This window comes from Pseudanabaena sp. 'Roaring Creek', assembly GCF_001402795.1.
Lineage (GTDB): Bacteria > Cyanobacteriota > Cyanobacteriia > Pseudanabaenales > Pseudanabaenaceae > Pseudanabaena.
In genome coordinates, this window is sequence record NZ_LIRE01000115.1 from 1 (window position 1) to 17,047 (window position 17,047).

At 45.2% G+C, this 17,047-nt stretch carries 14 protein-coding genes and 1 tRNA gene; 5 read left to right on the forward strand and 10 right to left on the reverse strand.

Features of this window, described 5'->3' with window-relative positions:
* Positions 1-264 precede the first annotated feature (264 nt).
* The 3 genes from AC805_RS03850 (at position 265) to def (ending at position 3,646) form a co-directional block, all read left to right on the forward strand.
* Complete coding sequence (locus AC805_RS03850) at positions 265-2,526, forward strand: ATP-dependent helicase (protein WP_055074188.1); 2,262 nt, start codon at positions 265-267, stop codon at positions 2,524-2,526.
* A 42-nt stretch (positions 2,527-2,568) separates the two neighbouring features.
* The gene (locus AC805_RS03855; RefSeq protein WP_009627339.1) at positions 2,569-2,796 is read left to right on the forward strand and encodes a hypothetical protein; all 228 of its coding nucleotides are present in this window, start codon (positions 2,569-2,571) and stop codon (positions 2,794-2,796) included.
* A 196-nt stretch (positions 2,797-2,992) separates the two neighbouring features.
* A complete protein-coding gene (gene def, locus AC805_RS03860) occupies positions 2,993-3,646 on the forward strand; it encodes a peptide deformylase (RefSeq protein ID WP_197278623.1) in 654 nt (217 codons plus the stop codon).
* A gap of 105 nt (positions 3,647-3,751) precedes the next feature.
* On the opposite strand, the gene AC805_RS03865 is transcribed toward def, so the two are convergent.
* Positions 3,752-4,195 carry a hypothetical protein gene (locus tag AC805_RS03865; protein ID WP_055074189.1) on the reverse strand — a complete coding sequence of 148 codons (444 nt, stop codon included), beginning with the start codon at positions 4,193-4,195 and terminating at the stop codon, positions 3,752-3,754.
* Positions 4,196-4,262: 67 nt separating this feature from the next.
* Positions 4,263-4,997 (reverse strand): orotidine-5'-phosphate decarboxylase, encoded by a 735-nt coding sequence (gene pyrF, locus AC805_RS03870; protein WP_055074190.1) that lies wholly within the window; start codon positions 4,995-4,997, stop codon positions 4,263-4,265.
* A 66-nt stretch (positions 4,998-5,063) separates the two neighbouring features.
* Here pyrF and AC805_RS03875 point away from each other — a divergent pair, with 66 nt between their 5' ends.
* Positions 5,064-7,622, forward strand: coding sequence for a mannose-1-phosphate guanyltransferase (locus tag AC805_RS03875; RefSeq protein ID WP_055074191.1), 2,559 nt, complete (start codon positions 5,064-5,066; stop codon positions 7,620-7,622).
* A 216-nt stretch (positions 7,623-7,838) separates the two neighbouring features.
* A tRNA-Gln gene (locus tag AC805_RS03880) sits at positions 7,839-7,910 on the forward strand.
* A 99-nt stretch (positions 7,911-8,009) separates the two neighbouring features.
* Here the strand turns inward: AC805_RS03880 and gloB are convergent.
* The 8 genes from gloB to AC805_RS03920 all read right to left on the reverse strand — a co-directional run bounded on the left by gloB (position 8,010) and on the right by AC805_RS03920 (position 16,281).
* Positions 8,010-8,786, reverse strand: a complete 777-nt coding sequence (gloB, locus tag AC805_RS03885; RefSeq protein ID WP_055074192.1) for a hydroxyacylglutathione hydrolase — start codon at positions 8,784-8,786, stop codon at positions 8,010-8,012.
* Between the two features lie 53 nt (positions 8,787-8,839).
* Positions 8,840-11,299, reverse strand: coding sequence for a GH36-type glycosyl hydrolase domain-containing protein (locus AC805_RS03890; RefSeq protein WP_055074193.1), 2,460 nt, complete (start codon positions 11,297-11,299; stop codon positions 8,840-8,842).
* A 78-nt stretch (positions 11,300-11,377) separates the two neighbouring features.
* Positions 11,378-11,983, reverse strand: coding sequence for a Uma2 family endonuclease (locus AC805_RS03895; protein WP_055074194.1), 606 nt, complete (start codon positions 11,981-11,983; stop codon positions 11,378-11,380).
* Between the two features lie 64 nt (positions 11,984-12,047).
* Positions 12,048-12,485, reverse strand: coding sequence for a dUTP diphosphatase (gene dut, locus AC805_RS03900; protein ID WP_055074195.1), 438 nt, complete (start codon positions 12,483-12,485; stop codon positions 12,048-12,050).
* Between the two features lie 27 nt (positions 12,486-12,512).
* Positions 12,513-14,252, reverse strand: a complete 1,740-nt coding sequence (locus AC805_RS03905) for a serine/threonine-protein kinase (protein WP_055074196.1) — start codon at positions 14,250-14,252, stop codon at positions 12,513-12,515.
* A gap of 46 nt (positions 14,253-14,298) precedes the next feature.
* Positions 14,299-14,820 carry a DUF4330 domain-containing protein gene (locus tag AC805_RS03910; protein WP_055074197.1) on the reverse strand — a complete coding sequence of 174 codons (522 nt, stop codon included), beginning with the start codon at positions 14,818-14,820 and terminating at the stop codon, positions 14,299-14,301.
* Positions 14,821-14,974: 154 nt separating this feature from the next.
* Positions 14,975-15,619: a DUF2059 domain-containing protein gene (locus AC805_RS03915; RefSeq protein ID WP_055074198.1), complete on the reverse strand. Its 645-nt coding sequence runs from the start codon at positions 15,617-15,619 to the stop codon at positions 14,975-14,977.
* Positions 15,620-15,660: 41 nt separating this feature from the next.
* Positions 15,661-16,281 carry a cofactor assembly of complex C subunit B gene (locus AC805_RS03920; protein ID WP_009627475.1) on the reverse strand — a complete coding sequence of 207 codons (621 nt, stop codon included), beginning with the start codon at positions 16,279-16,281 and terminating at the stop codon, positions 15,661-15,663.
* Positions 16,282-17,047 lie beyond the last annotated feature (766 nt).

The window sequence follows — 17,047 nt, forward strand, 5'->3', positions numbered from 1 at the left end:
GCTGAGCGAAGTCGAAGCCTCTCTCAACTCATTTTGGATTTATATAGCTATCCTAAATCATTTGTAGATTTTGGGGTTTGTGGAAGAGCACCCCGAAGGGGTGCTCTTCCACAAACCATTTAGGATTGCTATATTGCAAGCAAAATTCCATAAACTTTCAAGGACAATTGTCTCTTTGAGTTTTTGATTTTGTCTTAATAGGACTGGCGACAGCTATAAAATACTAATTGAAAATACTAATTGATTTCCTGTTATAAATTCCCTATGGTTTCCCCTGAAGTTCTTCATGAATTGCGTCAAACTCTCCGTAAAGGGCAACAACCAATGGCAGACTGGCAGGGAGGAGAGTTGGCTGTATCCGCAGTACCAGGCGCAGGGAAATCGACGGGAATGGCAGTTGCGGCGGCGATCGCGATCGCTAAGTTGCAACTCCATCGGCAAAAGCAGCTAGTAATCGTTACCTTTACGCGCTCGGCGGTCAGCAATATTCGCAAAAAAGTATCCGAGCATTTAAAAAATCTTCACTTACCCCAGAGTGCTTTTACGGTCAGTACTCTCCATAGCTTGGCTTATAACATTGCCAGTACCCATCGCGAACTATCGGGATTTGGTGTGGGAGAAACCAAGATTATTTCCGAATCGCTCAAACAGAAGCTAATTCGCAATGCCACCTATCTCTGGGTGAAAGAGAATCCTAAACTATACGATCTACTTCTCGAAGGTAGAAACTTTGATGGTGAGGATACCGAACGTTTGCGCCGACAAACCGTATTGCGTACCGATGTATTGCCGAGCTTAGCGAGAGAAGCGATCGCTACCGCAAAAAGCTCTGGCTTGAGTCCATTAGAGCTGCGCGATGCCGAAGCCCCTGATGGAGGAAATATTTTAGAAATTGCGGCGGGGCTTTATGAAACCTACGAGCGCCTACTACGACAGGAAGGAGCGATCGACTATGACGATATGATTTTGGGAGCCTTGCGAGTATTAAGAAATGATAACGTTCGTAAATATTGGCAAGAAAGGATTTTTGCGGTATTTGAAGATGAAGCTCAAGACTCTTCTCCATTACAGACTAAGTTATTAGAGATTCTGGCGCAGCATTCCCTCGCCCAGCCGCCCTTGTCATCGGAGGGAGCGGAGGTTAAAAACCTCATGCGAGTTGGCGATCCCAATCAAGCGATTAATTCTACCTTTACGCCCGCCGATCCGCGTTTTTTTAATGAGTTTTGCGATCGCTGTCACCTCAATTCCCAACTCTCCACCCTCGATCGGGCGGGACGCAGTACCAGCAATATAATGCGCGCCGCTAATTACGTCCTACATTGGGTCAATCATTCCGAATATGCACGCATCGAGAAGCCCTTTCGTCCTCAAAAAATCCGCCCCGTCGATGCTGATGACCCGCAGGCAAATGCTAACCCCGAACCCCTTGGCAAGGGTGTAGAGATTTATACTCCCGATGATATCGAGCGGGAAATGGAAATGATTGGCGATCACATTTTGCAACTATATGCCCAAAATCCCCAGACCAGTATGGCGATTTTGGTGCGCCAACATAATCAAGGGCGATTTGTGGCGGATGCCTTGGCAGGGCTGAGCAAAGAGCATGACATAAAAATCTATGATGTGGAACAGAGCGATCGCCGTTCGCGTGTACCGATGGATATGTTGGCAATTTTGCAATTTATGGAACGCCCCCATTCCCCTGACAATCTCAAGTCAGCCTTAGAAGTTCTCAAAGATCGCCAAAAAATCTCATCACAGCAAGATCTCAATGCGCTTGCCAGCAATCCCGAAAAATTTCTCTATCCCACCCTCCTCGATCCGAGCCTATCACCCCTCGCGCAAGAAACTCAATCCAAATGTATCGGGCTGCTCCGTGCCAAAATAACGCTCCCCCTATACAACCTGATTCCCTTTATTGCCTTCACCCTCTACGACGAAGAGGCAGGACTATTAGCAACGGCGGATAAATTAGGCGATCGCCTCAACCAGCAACTCGTCGGCAATTACTCAATGCAAACCGTAATTGAAGCCCTACGAGAAATTGTGGAATCGGAGAGTTTTGAAGCTGTTGAAGATGAGAATTTAGAAGGACGTTACATGACAGGCGGACAGGTAACGATTATTAGTTTGCACAAGTCCAAGGGTTTAGACTGGGATGTAGTTTTCATGCCCTTTCTCCATAAACGCATTTGTCCTGGAGAAGCCTATATTCCTGAAGCGGTTAAGTTCTTGGGGGATTTCGGCTTGCCCGAAGTAACGCGGGCTCAGATTCGGGCGATCGTTCACGGTGATCGCCTTCCTAACGCTGAAGAAGCTTGGGCGCAATATAACTACCTCAAACAGGCTGAGGAATTTCGGCTACTTTACGTTGGCATGACCCGTGCCAAGAAATTACTATGGCTTTCAGCGGCAAAAGCCGCCCCTTTCAGTTGGAATACTCTAGAAAACCGCACTGAAAATGCGCCAATTTGCCCTGCGATCGCTGAGTTAGCTCGTAAATTTCCCGAACTACTTTCCTGAAATGCTAAAATATGCCTTGATATTTTGTTAGGAAAACAACATATGTCCACTAGACGCAGTGATAGCGCATTTCCTGTTGGTTATAACCGAGATACTGATAGCCTTGTCGAAGGAATGACAAAACGTGAATATTTTGCGATTATGATCATGCAAGGACTCACAACGGCTAATGCTAAGTTTGAAGATGAGTATCAGAAAGCACGTTTAGCTGTCACTGAAGCTGATGCCTTGATCGATATTCTCGCCTACGAAGCAAATCCTAAAGCATAGCGCCCTTAATGATATAGCTGTTAGCTGTCGCCATCTGCGTTAGGACAAAATCAAAACCCAAGAATAGAAGGTTGGCGCTGAGCGCCAACCTTCTATTCTTGGGTTTCTGGCGATAGCCATGTTTTCTATAGGGAGACTATCATAGAGATAGATTTTCAGGTAATTCATCTAAGTAATTCATCTAAGTAATTCATCTATGTTTACCCAGCCAATTAAATTGATTAATCAAACGCTTAACAAAAAATTTAATAAACCCTTTAATCAGATATTTACTTTATTTACCCATTTATCTACGCATTTATCTACTGAAAAAGCTCCTAAGCAATCGGTTTACCAGATCGGTAATCCGATCTTGAGGCAAATTGCTCAACCGATCGCTGATACGAGCGATCGCGAGATCCAACAGCTCATTGATGCCATGCTAGTTACTCTCAAAGAAAGTAGGGGTGTTGGCTTGGCAGCCCCTCAAATCGGGAAATCGCTACAATTATTAATTGTGGCTTCCCATCCCAATCAACGCTATCCTCATGCGCCCCAAATGGAACCAACAGCCATGATCAATCCCCAAATCATCTCGCATTCAGAGGAAACTGAAAAAGGATGGGAAGGTTGTTTGTCCGTACCCATGATTCGCGGGCTAGTACCCCGCTACCGTGAAATTGAAGTTGCCTATACGGATCGATATGGCGATCGGCAAGTTGCTAAATTAACGGATTTTGTGGCTCGAATATTCCAACATGAATACGATCATTTAGAAGGTAAGGTCTTTTTAGATCGGGTAGAAAGCTCCCTCGATCTCGTCTCGGAAGATGAGTATCACAAACTTTTACAAGTATCTAAAGTAAGTTAAAACTGCAAAGAAGGAGACGGCGCTTTGCGCCGTCTCCTTGCGACTAAAAGATGAGTGGCGGCGCGAAGCGCCGCCACTCATCTTTTGGATTTTAATTTTTCCTAGCTATCTTTTATTTGCAGTTAATGCCTCAAATTTTTTCTTTTGTTCGGGTGTCAACAGCGCCACCAACTGCCTTCTGTGATCGACCAGAAGCGCCCCTATCGTCTTCTTTTGATCGGCAGTCAAATTTAATGTTTTTAAGACGGGCACAAATCCTTGTCTAGCTTTTAAACCTGTTTCCAGCTTTTGGCGTTGTTCGGGAGTCAGGTTTTGGGCAACTTTCTTATAGGTATCCGTAGTAATAGCAATTAGTTTCTTCTTCTGATCCGCTGTTAGATTCAGTTGTGCTAAGACTTCCGATTTTACAGAATCATCTTCAGCTTTAACAACTCCCTTAGTTTGGGTGATTGCAGTCCATCTCTCAGCATTAGCGGGCATAGCTCTTAGGGCAAAGCCCGAACTCAAGAGAACAAGCGCGGTGAGGATAAGGGAATTTAGTTTTTTCATGTTTATTTAAATGAATTAACGAATGAATTAACGATCGCTATGGAAATTCAGTGAGATGGGCTGTAGTTTAGATGCATTCTTGGCAAATTTGTTCCCATGCTGCGATGGGATCTACTGCCGCTGTAATTGGGCGACCAATGACTAAATAGTTAGCACCAGCGGCGATCGCCTGCCGAGGAGTCATTACGCGACTTTGATCGCCAACTGCGGCTCCGCTCGGGCGCACTCCCGGAGTCACCAAGCAAAAATCATCACCTAATAGCGATCGTAGTTTGGCAGCCTCATGGGGAGAACAAACGGCTCCATGCAAACCGCTCGATCGTGCCAACAAAACCATCTGGGAGACATATTCAGGGATATCTAAACCAACCTTGAGATCGTCGGCTAATGCTGTCGCCGAAATACTGGTTAAGAGCGAAACCGCTAAAAGTTGCGTTGACGATTCTTGAACCTCCGCTTGCGCAGCTTGCATCATTGCCCCACCGCCTGCTGCGTGAATTGTTAAGAAATCTGCACCATATTTAGTGGCAACTCGACATGCTGAGGCTACGGTATTGGGGATGTCATGGAGCTTTAAATCGAGAAAAATCCGTTTGTTACGGGTCTTTAGTTCGCGTAAAACCGTAACGCCATCGGCTATAAACAGCTCCAGTCCTATTTTCCAGAAATCCACCTGTGGTAAGCGATCGCATAAATTAATCGCTTCCGCCGCCGATGGGACATCTAGCGCCACAATAATTTTGGTAGAGACTTTGGTAGAGATTTTGGTGGGGATAGCTTCAGGATTAAGGTTTATTTTCATTGCTTTATCGCAAATTTGAACGATACTAGAGCCTAATCCTATTACGTATTGACGTTCGGAGGATCTATGCGCGCAGTATTGATGGCAGGCGGGTCGGGAACAAGACTACGTCCGCTCACGTGTGATATGCCAAAACCGATGGTCTCGGTACTAAATCGACCGATTACTGAGCATATTCTCAATTTATTAAAACGTCATGACATTCGCGAAGTAATCGCCACTTTGCATTACCTGCCTGATGTAATTCGAGAACATTTCGGTGATGGCTCCGATTTTGGCGTAAATATGATGTATGTGGTTGAGGAGGATCAACCGCTGGGAACCGCTGGCTGTGTCAAAAACGTAGAAAGCCTTTTAAATAGTACTTTTCTGGTAATCAGCGGCGATAGCATCACTGACTTCGATCTGACTGCCGCCATCAAATTCCATCGCGCCAAAAAATCTCAAGCTACCCTGATTTTAAGGCGAGTAAGCGATCCGATGGCCTTTGGAGTGGTGATTACCGATGAAGAAGATCGTATTAAAAGGTTTCTAGAAAAACCCTCAACGAGTGAGGTCTTTTCCGATACGGTGAATACAGGTATTTACATTCTGGAACCTGAAGTTTTAAATTTTTTACCCGCAAATCAGCCCAGCGACTTTTCTAACGATCTATTTCCCCTGTTGCTTGCCAAAAATGTCCCTATGTATGGCTATATCGCCAGTGGCTACTGGTGCGATATTGGATCCCTTGAGGCTTATCGGCAAGCCCAATATGATGCCATTAGGGGAAGAGTTCATTTAGATATGGACTACGTGCAACTACGGACAGGACTCTGGATTGGCAAACATACGGTTATCTCGCCTACGGTACAGATCGAACCACCTGTATTGATTGGTAGCAACTGCGCGATCGGCGATCGCACTAAAATTTCCGCAGGAACGATCATTGGCGATCGCGTCACCATTGGCGCTGATTGCGATCTCCAGCGACCGATCGTGGGCAATAGTGCCATGATTGCTGAGGAATGTCATCTCTGGGCTTGCACGATTTCGCGCAACGTGAGGGTTAGTAGACGAGCCCATGTGATGGAGGGAGCCGTGGTTGGCTCTAACTCAGTAATTGGGGAAGAGGCGAGAGTTTTTCCCAATGTGCGGATTTGGCCAAGTAAGCATGTGGAAGCAGGCGCAACCCTTACCACAAACTTAATTTGGGGAGCGATGGCATCACGAAATCTATTTGGGCAATATAGCGTATCTGGTCTCGCCAATGTGGATATTACGCCTGAATTTGCCGTCAAGCTGGGGGCGGCCTATGGTGCAACCCTACGCCCCAATTCCCATGTGATGGTATCGCGAGATCAGCGGACGATCTGCCGAATGCTGACGCGATCGCTAATTTCAGGGTTAATGTCTGTCGGCATTAATGTGGAGAACCTTGAAGCCACGGCAATTCCCATCTCGCGATTCATTGCGCCCAGTTTAGGCGTTGTCGGTGGTATCCATGTGCGCGTCCATCCCGATCGCAGTGACTGTGTAACGATCGAGTTTTTGGATAGTAATGGCATTAATATCAACAAAGCGACAGAGAAAAAGATCGAAGGAACCTTTTTTAAAGAGGACTTCCGCCGCGCCCGTATTGAGGAAATTGGGGAAATTAGCTATCCCACCCGCGTACTGGATTATTACAACACTGGGTTTGCCAAAAACATTGATGTAGAATCAATTCGTTTTAGCGATTGCAAAAAAATTGTCATTGATTACGTCTATGCCGTGTCAGGGGCAGTCTTACCAAGGATTTTAGGCAAATTTAGCACCGATGTCGTCGTTCTCAATGCCAGTCTCAATGAAGTGGCTCCCGCTCCCGTGGATCGCGAAAAAATGTTGACCCAACTAACCGATGTGGTCAAGGCGGTTAGAGCCAACTTTGGGGTACAGGTCTTTGCTAATGGCGAAAAGTTTATCTTGATCGATGAATTGGGTAAGCCTATCCGCGATGAGCTCTTGACGGGTTTAATGGTGGAAATGGCTCTGATGTCACAACATGGCGGCACTATTGTCGTTCCTGTCTCCGCCTCAGGCATGGTGGAATTAATTGCGGAGCGTCATGCAGGCAAAGTGATCCGTACCCGCGCTAATCCCACAGCGTTAATGGCAACCTGTCATAGCCATGAGGGGGTAGTGTTGGGAGGCTCGGCTGAAATGGGATTTATCTTCCCGCAACTGCATCCAGGCTTTGATGCCATGTTTAGCATTGCCAAAATTATGGAATGGATTACGCTGCAAAAGCGATCGCTATCGCAGGTACGGTTGCATTTACCCCGTTGTCATTTTCGGAAGCAGCTAGTGCGTTGCCCTTGGAGCATCAAAGGCACGCTCATGCGCCACCTAGTCGAATCCTATGGGAGAGAAAAGGTAGAACTGATCGATGGGGTCAAGGTTTTTTATAGCGATTTTGACTGGGTTTTAGTGTTGCCCGATGCTAGCGATCCCCTCGTTCATGTTTTTGCCAATGGTTTCGATACCCCATTCAGTAACGGACAAGCATGGGCTGAGCAACACCTCCAAGATGTTTGCAGTCATATTGAAGGATTTTGTAAGTTACAGATCGCTCTGTCTAAAGATTCTGTCCTGCTTGATAACTAAATCCAAAAGAATGATTGGTGGCGAGAAGCACCACCAATCATTCTTTTGGATTTGTAGAAGAAAATGGCGTAGCCATTTTGTGATTTGGTATAATTTGCATTGTCCTACAAAAAATTTGTGGCAATGGGTTGACAAAACCCCATATACCTTTGCTATAGTAATTACCGCGCAATCAAAGAGATTTGAAAAACGCGCCAATTACTGTAAAAGACACAATGGGGTGTCGCCAAGTGGTAAGGCAGCTGGTTTTGGTCCAGCCATTCCGAGGTTCGAATCCTTGCACCCCAGTTAGAATATAAAGTTAAAAAACAAAAAAGCTTCTCTTTGAGGAGTTTTTTTATTCCAAAAAACGAATTGGCGGCGCGAAGCGTCGCCAATTCGGTAATTCTAACCAGCGAAATTATCCTTTTGTCCGCGAATTCTGGCAAAGACGCGATCGGGAATATCAATTCCTGCCGATCGCTGAATTGCGGGCGCATCCCAACGCATGAAGGGATTAGTCCGCTTTTCTAAACCAATCGTTGTTGGAACCGTGGATTCGCCCCTTTGCCGCATGGCTGTCGCAGTGACCATCCTCTCTTGTAAATCAGGATTCTCACCATCAACGGTTAAGGCAAACTTGAGATTACCCAAGGTATATTCATGGGCGCACCAAACGCGAGTATCGTCAGGCAATTGACGCAATTGATCGAGGGATTCTAGCATTTGGGCGGGAGTGCCTTCAAATAACCTGCCACAGCCTCCTGCAAATAAAGTATCCCCGCAGAATAATTCACCACCTTGATCGCCCACCGCAGGGAAATAATAGGCAATATGCGCGTAAGTATGTCCAGGAACAAAAAATACTTCCGCTTCGCGATCGCCAAAGGTCACGCGATCGCCACCTTTAAGAAATACTTGCTGGTGGGGAATGCGATCGCGGTCTTTTTCGCCACCGTAGACAATTGCATCGGGGAATTTTTTAATTAACGCATTATTGCCACCAACATGATCGCCATGGTGATGGGTATTAAAAATGGCAACTAAATTTGCGCCTAGTTCTTCTAACTTATCTAAGACTGGCTCGGCAACCGCAGGATCGACGACTGCGGCAGTATTACTGGCAGGATCGTGCAAGACAAACACATAGTTGTCACTAAGAACGGCTAGACGATGGATTTGCATGGGATTTTTAGTATGGTTCGCAGGCGGTGCTTTGCACTGCCTATGGTAGGGATTTATAAATGAACTACGATCTCTATTTCATCTCCATTATACCGAGTCAAATCTATAAATTTCTCTTCTACAATCTCGCCGTTTGCGGTCATCTGCTTGATGTCGCTGTGATTGACTACCGTTAGCGCGATAACCTTACCGCGAAACTTACGTTTTGCTGTAAATCCAGACCATTCTCTCGGAATTTTGGGATCGATGATCATGCCTGTGAATGTGGGCTGGAATCCTAAGATGTAATCGATGCCAATGCGAAGCATCCATACGGCTGTACCAGTGAGCCATGAATGGCTTGCCTGACCTTGGGTTTCATGATCGGGACTGGTGACATACTCAGGATAGACATAGGGTTCGGTTTCAAAGCGATCGCATTTCGCATCAGTCGCCTGTGAGGAATTAATCGGCATCATGCGGCGATAGATGTCCCAAGCAAATTCCGTATCACCATTGAGAATTGAAGCTAATACAAACCATGAGGAGGCATGATTAAACACTGCGCCATTTTCCTTCTTTCCAGGAACGCAACGACTGATTAAGCCAACTGTGTCATCAATTTCCGTAAAGGATGGCGCGACAATTTGCATTCCAAAGGGAGTAGCCAAATATTCGCGACTACTTGCCATCGCTTTATCGGCACGTTCCTGTGGCGCAAGTTCGGAAATTACCGCCCATGATTGCGCGTTGAGAAAGATTTTGCCTTGCGACGCACTCGATACGCCGATGGGTTCGCCATTGTCACGGAAGGCACGTAAATACCATTCACCATCCCAACAGACATCATTGGTTACTTGGTGCAAATGCTCATAGAACTTCTGGAATCGATCTAATGCTGCGCGATCGCCTTGTTGTTCGCAAACTGGTAAAGATTTTTTCAATACATAACCTAAGAAAAATGCGCCCCAAGTGGTTTCGCCTTTGCCCTGTGAGCCAACATGGTCGAGGGTGTCATTCCAATCACCTGTAAAGATGCGTGGCATTCCGCGTTCGCCTGTATTGGCGATCGCAAAGTCTAGCGCTCTCACCAAATGCTCGTAGACAGTGCCTAAAGTCTCATCATGGTAGGGAACCACTTCTTCTAAAATTGAAAAATCACCAGTTTCCTTGAGGTATTCCACAATCCCAAAGGGAATCCACAAAGGCGTATCAGAATGGTTAGTGCGCTCGCCTGTATTGGTCAGGACAAAATAATTATGTAAAGTGGAACCATCCTTAAATTGGAAGTTCAGCGCTTTAATCAATCTCTCTCTGACTCGCGCAGGATCGACCATGACTACGCCGAGAATATCCTGAAAGCGATCGCGCATTCCCGTACCAAATAGCAATCCGCCGTGATAATAGCCCGAATTTCGCGCCATATCAAAAGTTACTGCCGCCTGATACTGATTCCAGACATTGATCATCGCATTAAAGGCTTCATCGGGTGTTTGCACCTGCACGCAGGAAATATGATCGTCCCATTTCTGCTTAAGCCGAGCAAAATGGAGATCGATAATTTCTAGGCTTAGATCCCCCCCAGCCCCCCTTAATAAGGGGGGAGAAGAAAATTTATCTACTTTTTCTAAAATCTCGCCCCCCTTCACAAGGGGGGGTAGGGGGGGATCTTTCGGTGCAATTTCTAAAACAACTGCAAAATCCACAGAACTATTTGCTGCCAAGCTAATCTTCGATTGCAAAGCGACTACAGGATCGCCCGCCGTAATCTCGGTATTCTGCATCACCCCTGTTTCTACCGCCACAGGATTAGATTCCGATCGCCATCTGCCGATAAAGGTGTCAAGACTGCTATCAAAGCCTGAAATTGGCAAACTTTGCGAGAAATAAACCTGATACTTCCAATCAATATTCGGTTGCTTAACGGAAACGCCCTTATTCAGAACCCAATAGCGGCGCGTGGCTACCAATACTTGCAAATCTCGATCGAAATGAATATCCGTGAAGTGCTTGTCGTTCGGTTGATTGATCTGATCATTGAGAGCATTGCCCATCAATAATTCCAAAAAGGAATAAATCTCTAAATCACGGACTTGTCCTGAAAGTTCCGTTAACTTCACGCGCCAAACTTCCGCATTGGTATCTGTCGGTACAAAGTAAGTGATTTCACCACGAATTCCATTAATCTCGGTGGTAATTTTCGTGTAACCTTGCCCATGCCGACATTCATAGAAGTCATATTTTAAATCTATCGTGGGTGCCCAACTCAGCGACCAATATTTCCCCGTGGCGCTATCTTTAACCATTACATAACGTCCAGGACGATCCCAAGGCAGACAGTTATAGCGCATTCGGCTGATGCGGTTATCCCGTGGCGATTCCAAAAAGCTAAAGCCGCCACCTGTATGGGAAATTAGCCCTGCATATTGGCTATTCCACATATAGTTAAACCAAGGGCGCGGAGTGCGCGGATCTGTAATCACAAATTCCCGATAATCTTCAGTGTAATAGCCGTATTGGTTTGCGATCGCCACGATGAAAAATATTCCTATAGATGATAGTTATTACTCATTGAACCACAGACTGTATATGCATCTATAAGCGATCGCAACTTAAATTTTAGTTGGAGTCATTTCAGGAGCATCCTCATTATGTAGTTCCAAACCTCTATAAATTTGATTGATCACAAAGGTAAGATTGATGCTTTTTAGTTCAATCATGTCCGCTTCTTTGTAGTTGATAATTATCCATTCTCCATTGTCTTTTTTATGATAGATGTCTATTTCGATACTAGTGGAGCTAACTAATAGATAGTCTTGTAATACTGGATTTTCGATATATAGTCTAAATTTCCCACCGCGATCGTAGGCTTCGGTACTGGGTGATAAGACTTCAACAATTAGAGATGGATAGGTGATGTATTGAGTAGTGGTTTTGTCGCGATCGTCACAGGTGACGCTGACATCGGGATAAGTGTAATTTTCGGCGTTGACCATCTTAATCCGTAGGTCTGAGTTTCCGATGATGCAATTGCCAACACCTAAGTGAGCGTCAAACATAGTAATAAAGCGAATGGCAATCCTTGCATGATTAACGCTACCGCCACTCATGGCATAGACTTGACCTTCAATATACTCATGCTTGTGTAGTTGTTTTTCTTCCCAAGCAAAGTATTCTTGGGGAGTGAGCTGAGGAAGGTTTTCTCTAGCCGCAATCATATTTTTTAGGGATGAGAGATTTTTTATATTTTAATCGATTGAATCGATCAAATTTTTCGCTTCGCTATTTCAATCCCGTACTACCAAAACCGCCAGTACCGCGATCGCTAGATCCTAATGCACCTTCAACATAATCCGCTTGAACTACTGTTTTTAATACTAACTGAGCGATCTTTTGCCCTTTAGTAAAGGTGTAAGGTTCCTTACCAAGATTAACCACTATCACTTGAATCTCGCCGCGATAGCCAGCATCAACTGTACCAGGAGAATTGAGAACCGTAATGCCATGTTTCAAAGCCAAACCACTCTTAGGACGCACTTGGATCTCATAACCAAGGGGAATATCCACAGCCAATCCCGTCGGAATAGCCGCACGATCTAGGGGTTGGAGCGTAACATCCGCAACCGTATAAACATCAGCCCCCGCATCGCCAAGATGAGCGTAACTGGGAACCTGAGCCTCTGGATGCAGCTTTTGAAAATTGATTTTTATATTTTGCATTTATATTTTGCATTTATTAGAAATTAATTAGAAAGTGAGATTAGGAGTGGGATTAGTTTTGGATGGTTCGGGGGCAGGCTGATTGGGATTTGGCACTGGTGATGGTTCGGGCGATTTTGGTGATGGAGTAGGACTGCTACTCGGCGATGGTTCGGGCGATCGCGTTGGTTCTATGGGAGTGGCAGTAGGGGAAGTACTAGGCGTAGCGGTGGGTTTATCCGTGGGCGTAACTGAGGGACTAGGCGGTGCAGTTCGCGTCGGAACTGGTTGGGGTTTTACTGGAGCTTCTAACTTAACGTCAAGTCTATAGGTAGTTTCATTCGTGCCCGTGGTTTTAATTTTGACATAGTAAACCCCATCCTTTTTTAGTCGTCCTTGCCAATATCCAGAGGCATTATCGATCGCTTTACGGTCGAGAGCAACTTGATCGTCACTCTGGATCGTCATCTGTAGATCGGCTCCCGATAAAGAAACCGTAAGTAATTCATCTTTCCCACCATTAAAAAGGACGTTAACGACTTGCCCTGATGCGATCTTCTCGCTACTGAATCCCTGTTCGATGCTGTCATTAATCGACTTAAGATCGAGCTTAGTATTGATGTTTTTTACATTTACCGAGTTTGGTGTGGCATTAGGAGAAGCGATCGCTGACTCAGTGGGATTAGTCGTTGTAACGCGGTTGCGACCAAAGAAAAATGAGGTAACAGCCCAAGAACCAATACCCGCAACGAGAATTATTAAAATGCCAAAAAACCAGTTGACTCCACCACCATTTCCCGAATTCGACATATTTGTATTACTGTTGCCATAGCTATTGTCAGGATTGCGGTTATTTGCACCAGCTAATACCGTTCTTTGGGGCAAGGTCGCCGCCACTTTGGATGGAACTGGTCGCCCTACCGCATAGGTCTTTGCCCCCGAAAAAGATGCTTGTGCAACCTGTAGAGCCTGTATCACTTCGTCAGCAGAACGATAGCGATTCGTGGGTTTATAGCTCAACATTTGGTTAATTACCCTTGCAAAGGCAGGATTGACATTCGCAAATTGTTGCCAATTCCAAGCCAGATTGATGCTGTCAAATAATTCCGATGGCTCACGTCCCGTCAACAGGACGATCGAAGTTACAGCAAGCGCGTAAAGATCGCTATTGGCATAGGCATTACCCGATTGTAATTGTTCGGGCGGTGCGTAGCCAGCCTTACCTGCCACCGTTGAGGCAGGAATGCCCATTTGTGAGTTAAGTTTGGCATTGGTCTCTTGAACTACGCCAAAATCAATCAGCACGGGCAAATTATCCTGCGATCGCAACATTAGGTTTTCGGGAGAGATATCGCGGTGGATAATATTGTGGCTATGTAAATAGCTCAATACAGGCAAAAGCTGCTGCATCAGCGCGAATATCTCATTCTCTGAAAATGTCTGTCCCGTCTTGAGCCGTTCGAGCAGCAAATTGCGGTAATTTTTACCCTCTACATAGTCCTGTACCAAGAGTAACCTTCCCTCAGACTCAAAGGTAGCGCGAAACTCTGGCACTTGGGGATGGCGAATTTGATAAAGTACCGAGGCTTCGCGCCGAAAGAGTTCCTTTGCTTTTTCCGTTACCTCTTGCGAATCTTGAGGCGGAATAAATTCTTTGAGTACACAGGTTTCATTAAAGCGCTCTAGGTCTTGTGCCAAATAGGTACGCCCCATGCCTCCCTGCCCAATCGTCGATCGAATAGCATAGCGACCTTTAAGAACAAAACCTTGAGGAAATGAGGGTTGCATGGTTGGTGATAGGTAATTGGTGATAGGTGGTAAACGATTTACAAAATTAATACCTTACTGCCATCGCACTCCCACGAATCAGGTATTTAGAACCTTCAATATCAATGGATGTTCCAACCTTAACCTTTTCGTTGCCAAATACTACGCCATCATTGGTAACTCTGGCAGTTGCCTCAAGGGTGAGGGCGAGATCTGACTGAGATGTGGATACTGCACGGGGATCGTCAAAAAACACTGCCGTTCCATCGGCTTTAGCCGCGACCACTTTGGGCGTAGAAATGTCAACTTTTGTGATCGTGACTTCGCCCCGAGGTTGGTTGCGGATAATGATGTTAACTTTATCGCCAACTTTGATCAGATTGCGCGGATCGGTTGCACTTAAGCCCCTTACATTCATATCTACCTGAACGGTTTTATTTTCGGCAGATAACATTTGGGCGATCGAATTGCCGCTATTACCAGGAACGATGAGTAAGCCGATCAGGACGATCAGGATTGTCGCGATCGCCCCGATGTCAAGAATGCTTAGTTTGCCAAATAAACGACCCTGCCGATCTAAAATTGCCATGCGTATTTGCTGATATAACAGTTGAAATATTGTTAAAGGTGTGATGAAGCGACAAAAGCTCTCAGCATTACAGTATAGCAACCGTTAAGACGATTAAAATATAAAACCTAGAGCGCTAGACTACTCCTAACCTTTTGCCAGATTATTTACCAAATCATTTTTGCGGCAGGGCATTCAATAGCTCTTCCGAAACGATCTCAGCCATGATGCTCCCCATTTTCGGCAACAAAATTTCATTGGTGCGGCGCATAGATTCGCCGAGAAGTTGTGGCATGACACCGATCGCTTTTTTACCTGTTTCGGATTTATAAAAACCGATAATGTCCCGCAATTCGGACTCGGTAAAATATTTATTGTAGACGGGATAGGAAACTTCCTCAATTAGCTGATCGAGGTTGATTTTCTGTGCCACGCGATCGCGATACTTGACCGCCATCCGCGATACGATGTCGCTGATTTGCTTTTGCACTTCGGGACTATCATTATTGAGCGCGGGGATATTTTTGAGAATTGTCGATACTAGTTTTGGCAATTCCGCCCTTACCATCGCATCCATAACTTGTCGAGCGGCTTTGCTGGATTCGGTGATTTCTAGTAATTCTTTAATTAGAGCGCGTTTTTCGGGAGAAATTAACTCTGGTGATTTGTCTGATGGAACGGTTGGTGATTTATCTGGGGTCTTATCGACGCTCTCCTGTGCAACTTGCGCGATCGCTGTCCGTCCATAAACTGATGAAGCGAAAGAACCAAAGCTAATGAGTGAAACGAGGGCAATAATCGGGAAAATGCGATTTAGCATGGAGATAATTGGTTAAGTGGTTTTCCGATATTTACTTAAATCTACTTAAGTTGGCTGAGATTATAGGTTAGTTTGTCTGCGATCGCTGCAACCCAATTTTCATCTTGCTTTGTATAACTACGGGGAATATTTGCACCTAAAACCATGACTCCTTTTTCTCCGAGAGGTTGCACGATCGCTCCCTGCGTATTTTCAGGTAGATAGTCAAACTCCACCCGTCCTGGATAAAGTTCTAATTTGACCAGATAAACTGGCTTTTGGGTTTTCATTACTCGCTCAGCGATCGCGCCAATATTTACGCGATCGCTCTTACCCAAAATTCCCCTACGCAATATGGTTTGGCGATCGTAATAAACTACCACCGTCTTAGTCACGGTATTAGTCAGTAAAATATGCGATGACCAAGCCAGTTCGGTTTTGACCGCATCGGTCAGCGAGTCCGCCATCTCAAATCCTTCTTCTCCAACTAAAGTCACGGCATCGGGAGGCTTTGGTTGCACCTGTTGCCATAGCAGTCCAACCAAAATTAAAACTGCACTCAATAGAACCCCCAACGCATCAGCCCTAGACTGGCTAGAGGTGAGATTTAAAGTCACCATGCGGTTGGCTAACAAACCAATTCCGCCCAATGTCCCCACCACAAGGGGCAAGTATCGAATCATTTTTACTCCTTATCCACATTTAGAAACAGTCACCCAAAGTCACCCTTTCTAAAATACTTTGTAGTGCTAAATAGTTAACGATAGTATTTACGAAGCACCTGCTTCACATCACCATCATAAATTCCTAGGGTGAGATTGCCTAATCAAATAGCAAACGTCCATCTGAATATAATTTTTGCAAGACTGGCTCGGTTGAACTAGTTAAAATAATATCCTTTGCCAAATGGAACTTTTATCGCAAGTTTATTTCTAGAATGTCTGAATGACTCTGTTGCTTCGGTTGGTTATAAAGCAGAATTAACGCAACCTGAACCTCCTAAATCAGTCCCAGTTCCAAGTTTATTCTCAGGTGTATTATAGCTGTCGCCAAATGTACTAGGACATAAAACCCAAGAATTAATTGGCGGCGCTTCGCGCCGCCAATTAATTCTTGGGTTTTGACTTGTCCTAATTCCAGTGACTGTAGCTATAGCAGGTATTTTTGGTGTATGGAATACAGTAAAAAATAGGCGCAAGCTAATCAATTAGATACCTAAGCCTTAAAAACATCAATTTCAAAATTCACTCAAAAGCCAAGTTAGCAATCTTTAACCTAGCTTTGATATGATTTTACGATGAAAATCATATCAAAACCCATAGACCTAAAGTATTTTCGGTTCTTCAAGAGGTCTATAGCTATAGCCAAATAAGTTAAGACATAAAACCCAGAAGAGTGTTGCGGCGCGAAGCGCCGCAACACTCTTCTGGGTTTTGTTTTTGTCCTAAC

Excerpts from the sequence above, each read along its gene's own strand:
- AC805_RS03850 (WP_055074188.1), top strand. The coding sequence starts at position 265 with ATGGTTTCCCCTGAAGTTCTTCATGAATTGCGTCAAACTCTCCGTAAA.
- AC805_RS03855 (WP_009627339.1), top strand. The coding sequence starts at position 2,569 with ATGTCCACTAGACGCAGTGATAGCGCATTTCCTGTTGGTTATAACCGA.
- def (WP_197278623.1), top strand. The coding sequence starts at position 2,993 with ATGTTTACCCAGCCAATTAAATTGATTAATCAAACGCTTAACAAAAAA.
- AC805_RS03865 (WP_055074189.1), bottom strand. The coding sequence starts at position 4,195 with ATGAAAAAACTAAATTCCCTTATCCTCACCGCGCTTGTTCTCTTGAGT.
- pyrF (WP_055074190.1), bottom strand. The coding sequence starts at position 4,997 with ATGAAAATAAACCTTAATCCTGAAGCTATCCCCACCAAAATCTCTACC.
- AC805_RS03875 (WP_055074191.1), top strand. The coding sequence starts at position 5,064 with ATGCGCGCAGTATTGATGGCAGGCGGGTCGGGAACAAGACTACGTCCG.
- gloB (WP_055074192.1), bottom strand. The coding sequence starts at position 8,786 with ATGCAAATCCATCGTCTAGCCGTTCTTAGTGACAACTATGTGTTTGTC.
- AC805_RS03895 (WP_055074194.1), bottom strand. The coding sequence starts at position 11,983 with ATGATTGCGGCTAGAGAAAACCTTCCTCAGCTCACTCCCCAAGAATAC.
- dut (WP_055074195.1), bottom strand. The coding sequence starts at position 12,485 with ATGCAAAATATAAAAATCAATTTTCAAAAGCTGCATCCAGAGGCTCAG.
- AC805_RS03905 (WP_055074196.1), bottom strand. The coding sequence starts at position 14,252 with ATGCAACCCTCATTTCCTCAAGGTTTTGTTCTTAAAGGTCGCTATGCT.
- AC805_RS03910 (WP_055074197.1), bottom strand. The coding sequence starts at position 14,820 with ATGGCAATTTTAGATCGGCAGGGTCGTTTATTTGGCAAACTAAGCATT.
- AC805_RS03915 (WP_055074198.1), bottom strand. The coding sequence starts at position 15,619 with ATGCTAAATCGCATTTTCCCGATTATTGCCCTCGTTTCACTCATTAGC.
- AC805_RS03920 (WP_009627475.1), bottom strand. The coding sequence starts at position 16,281 with ATGATTCGATACTTGCCCCTTGTGGTGGGGACATTGGGCGGAATTGGT.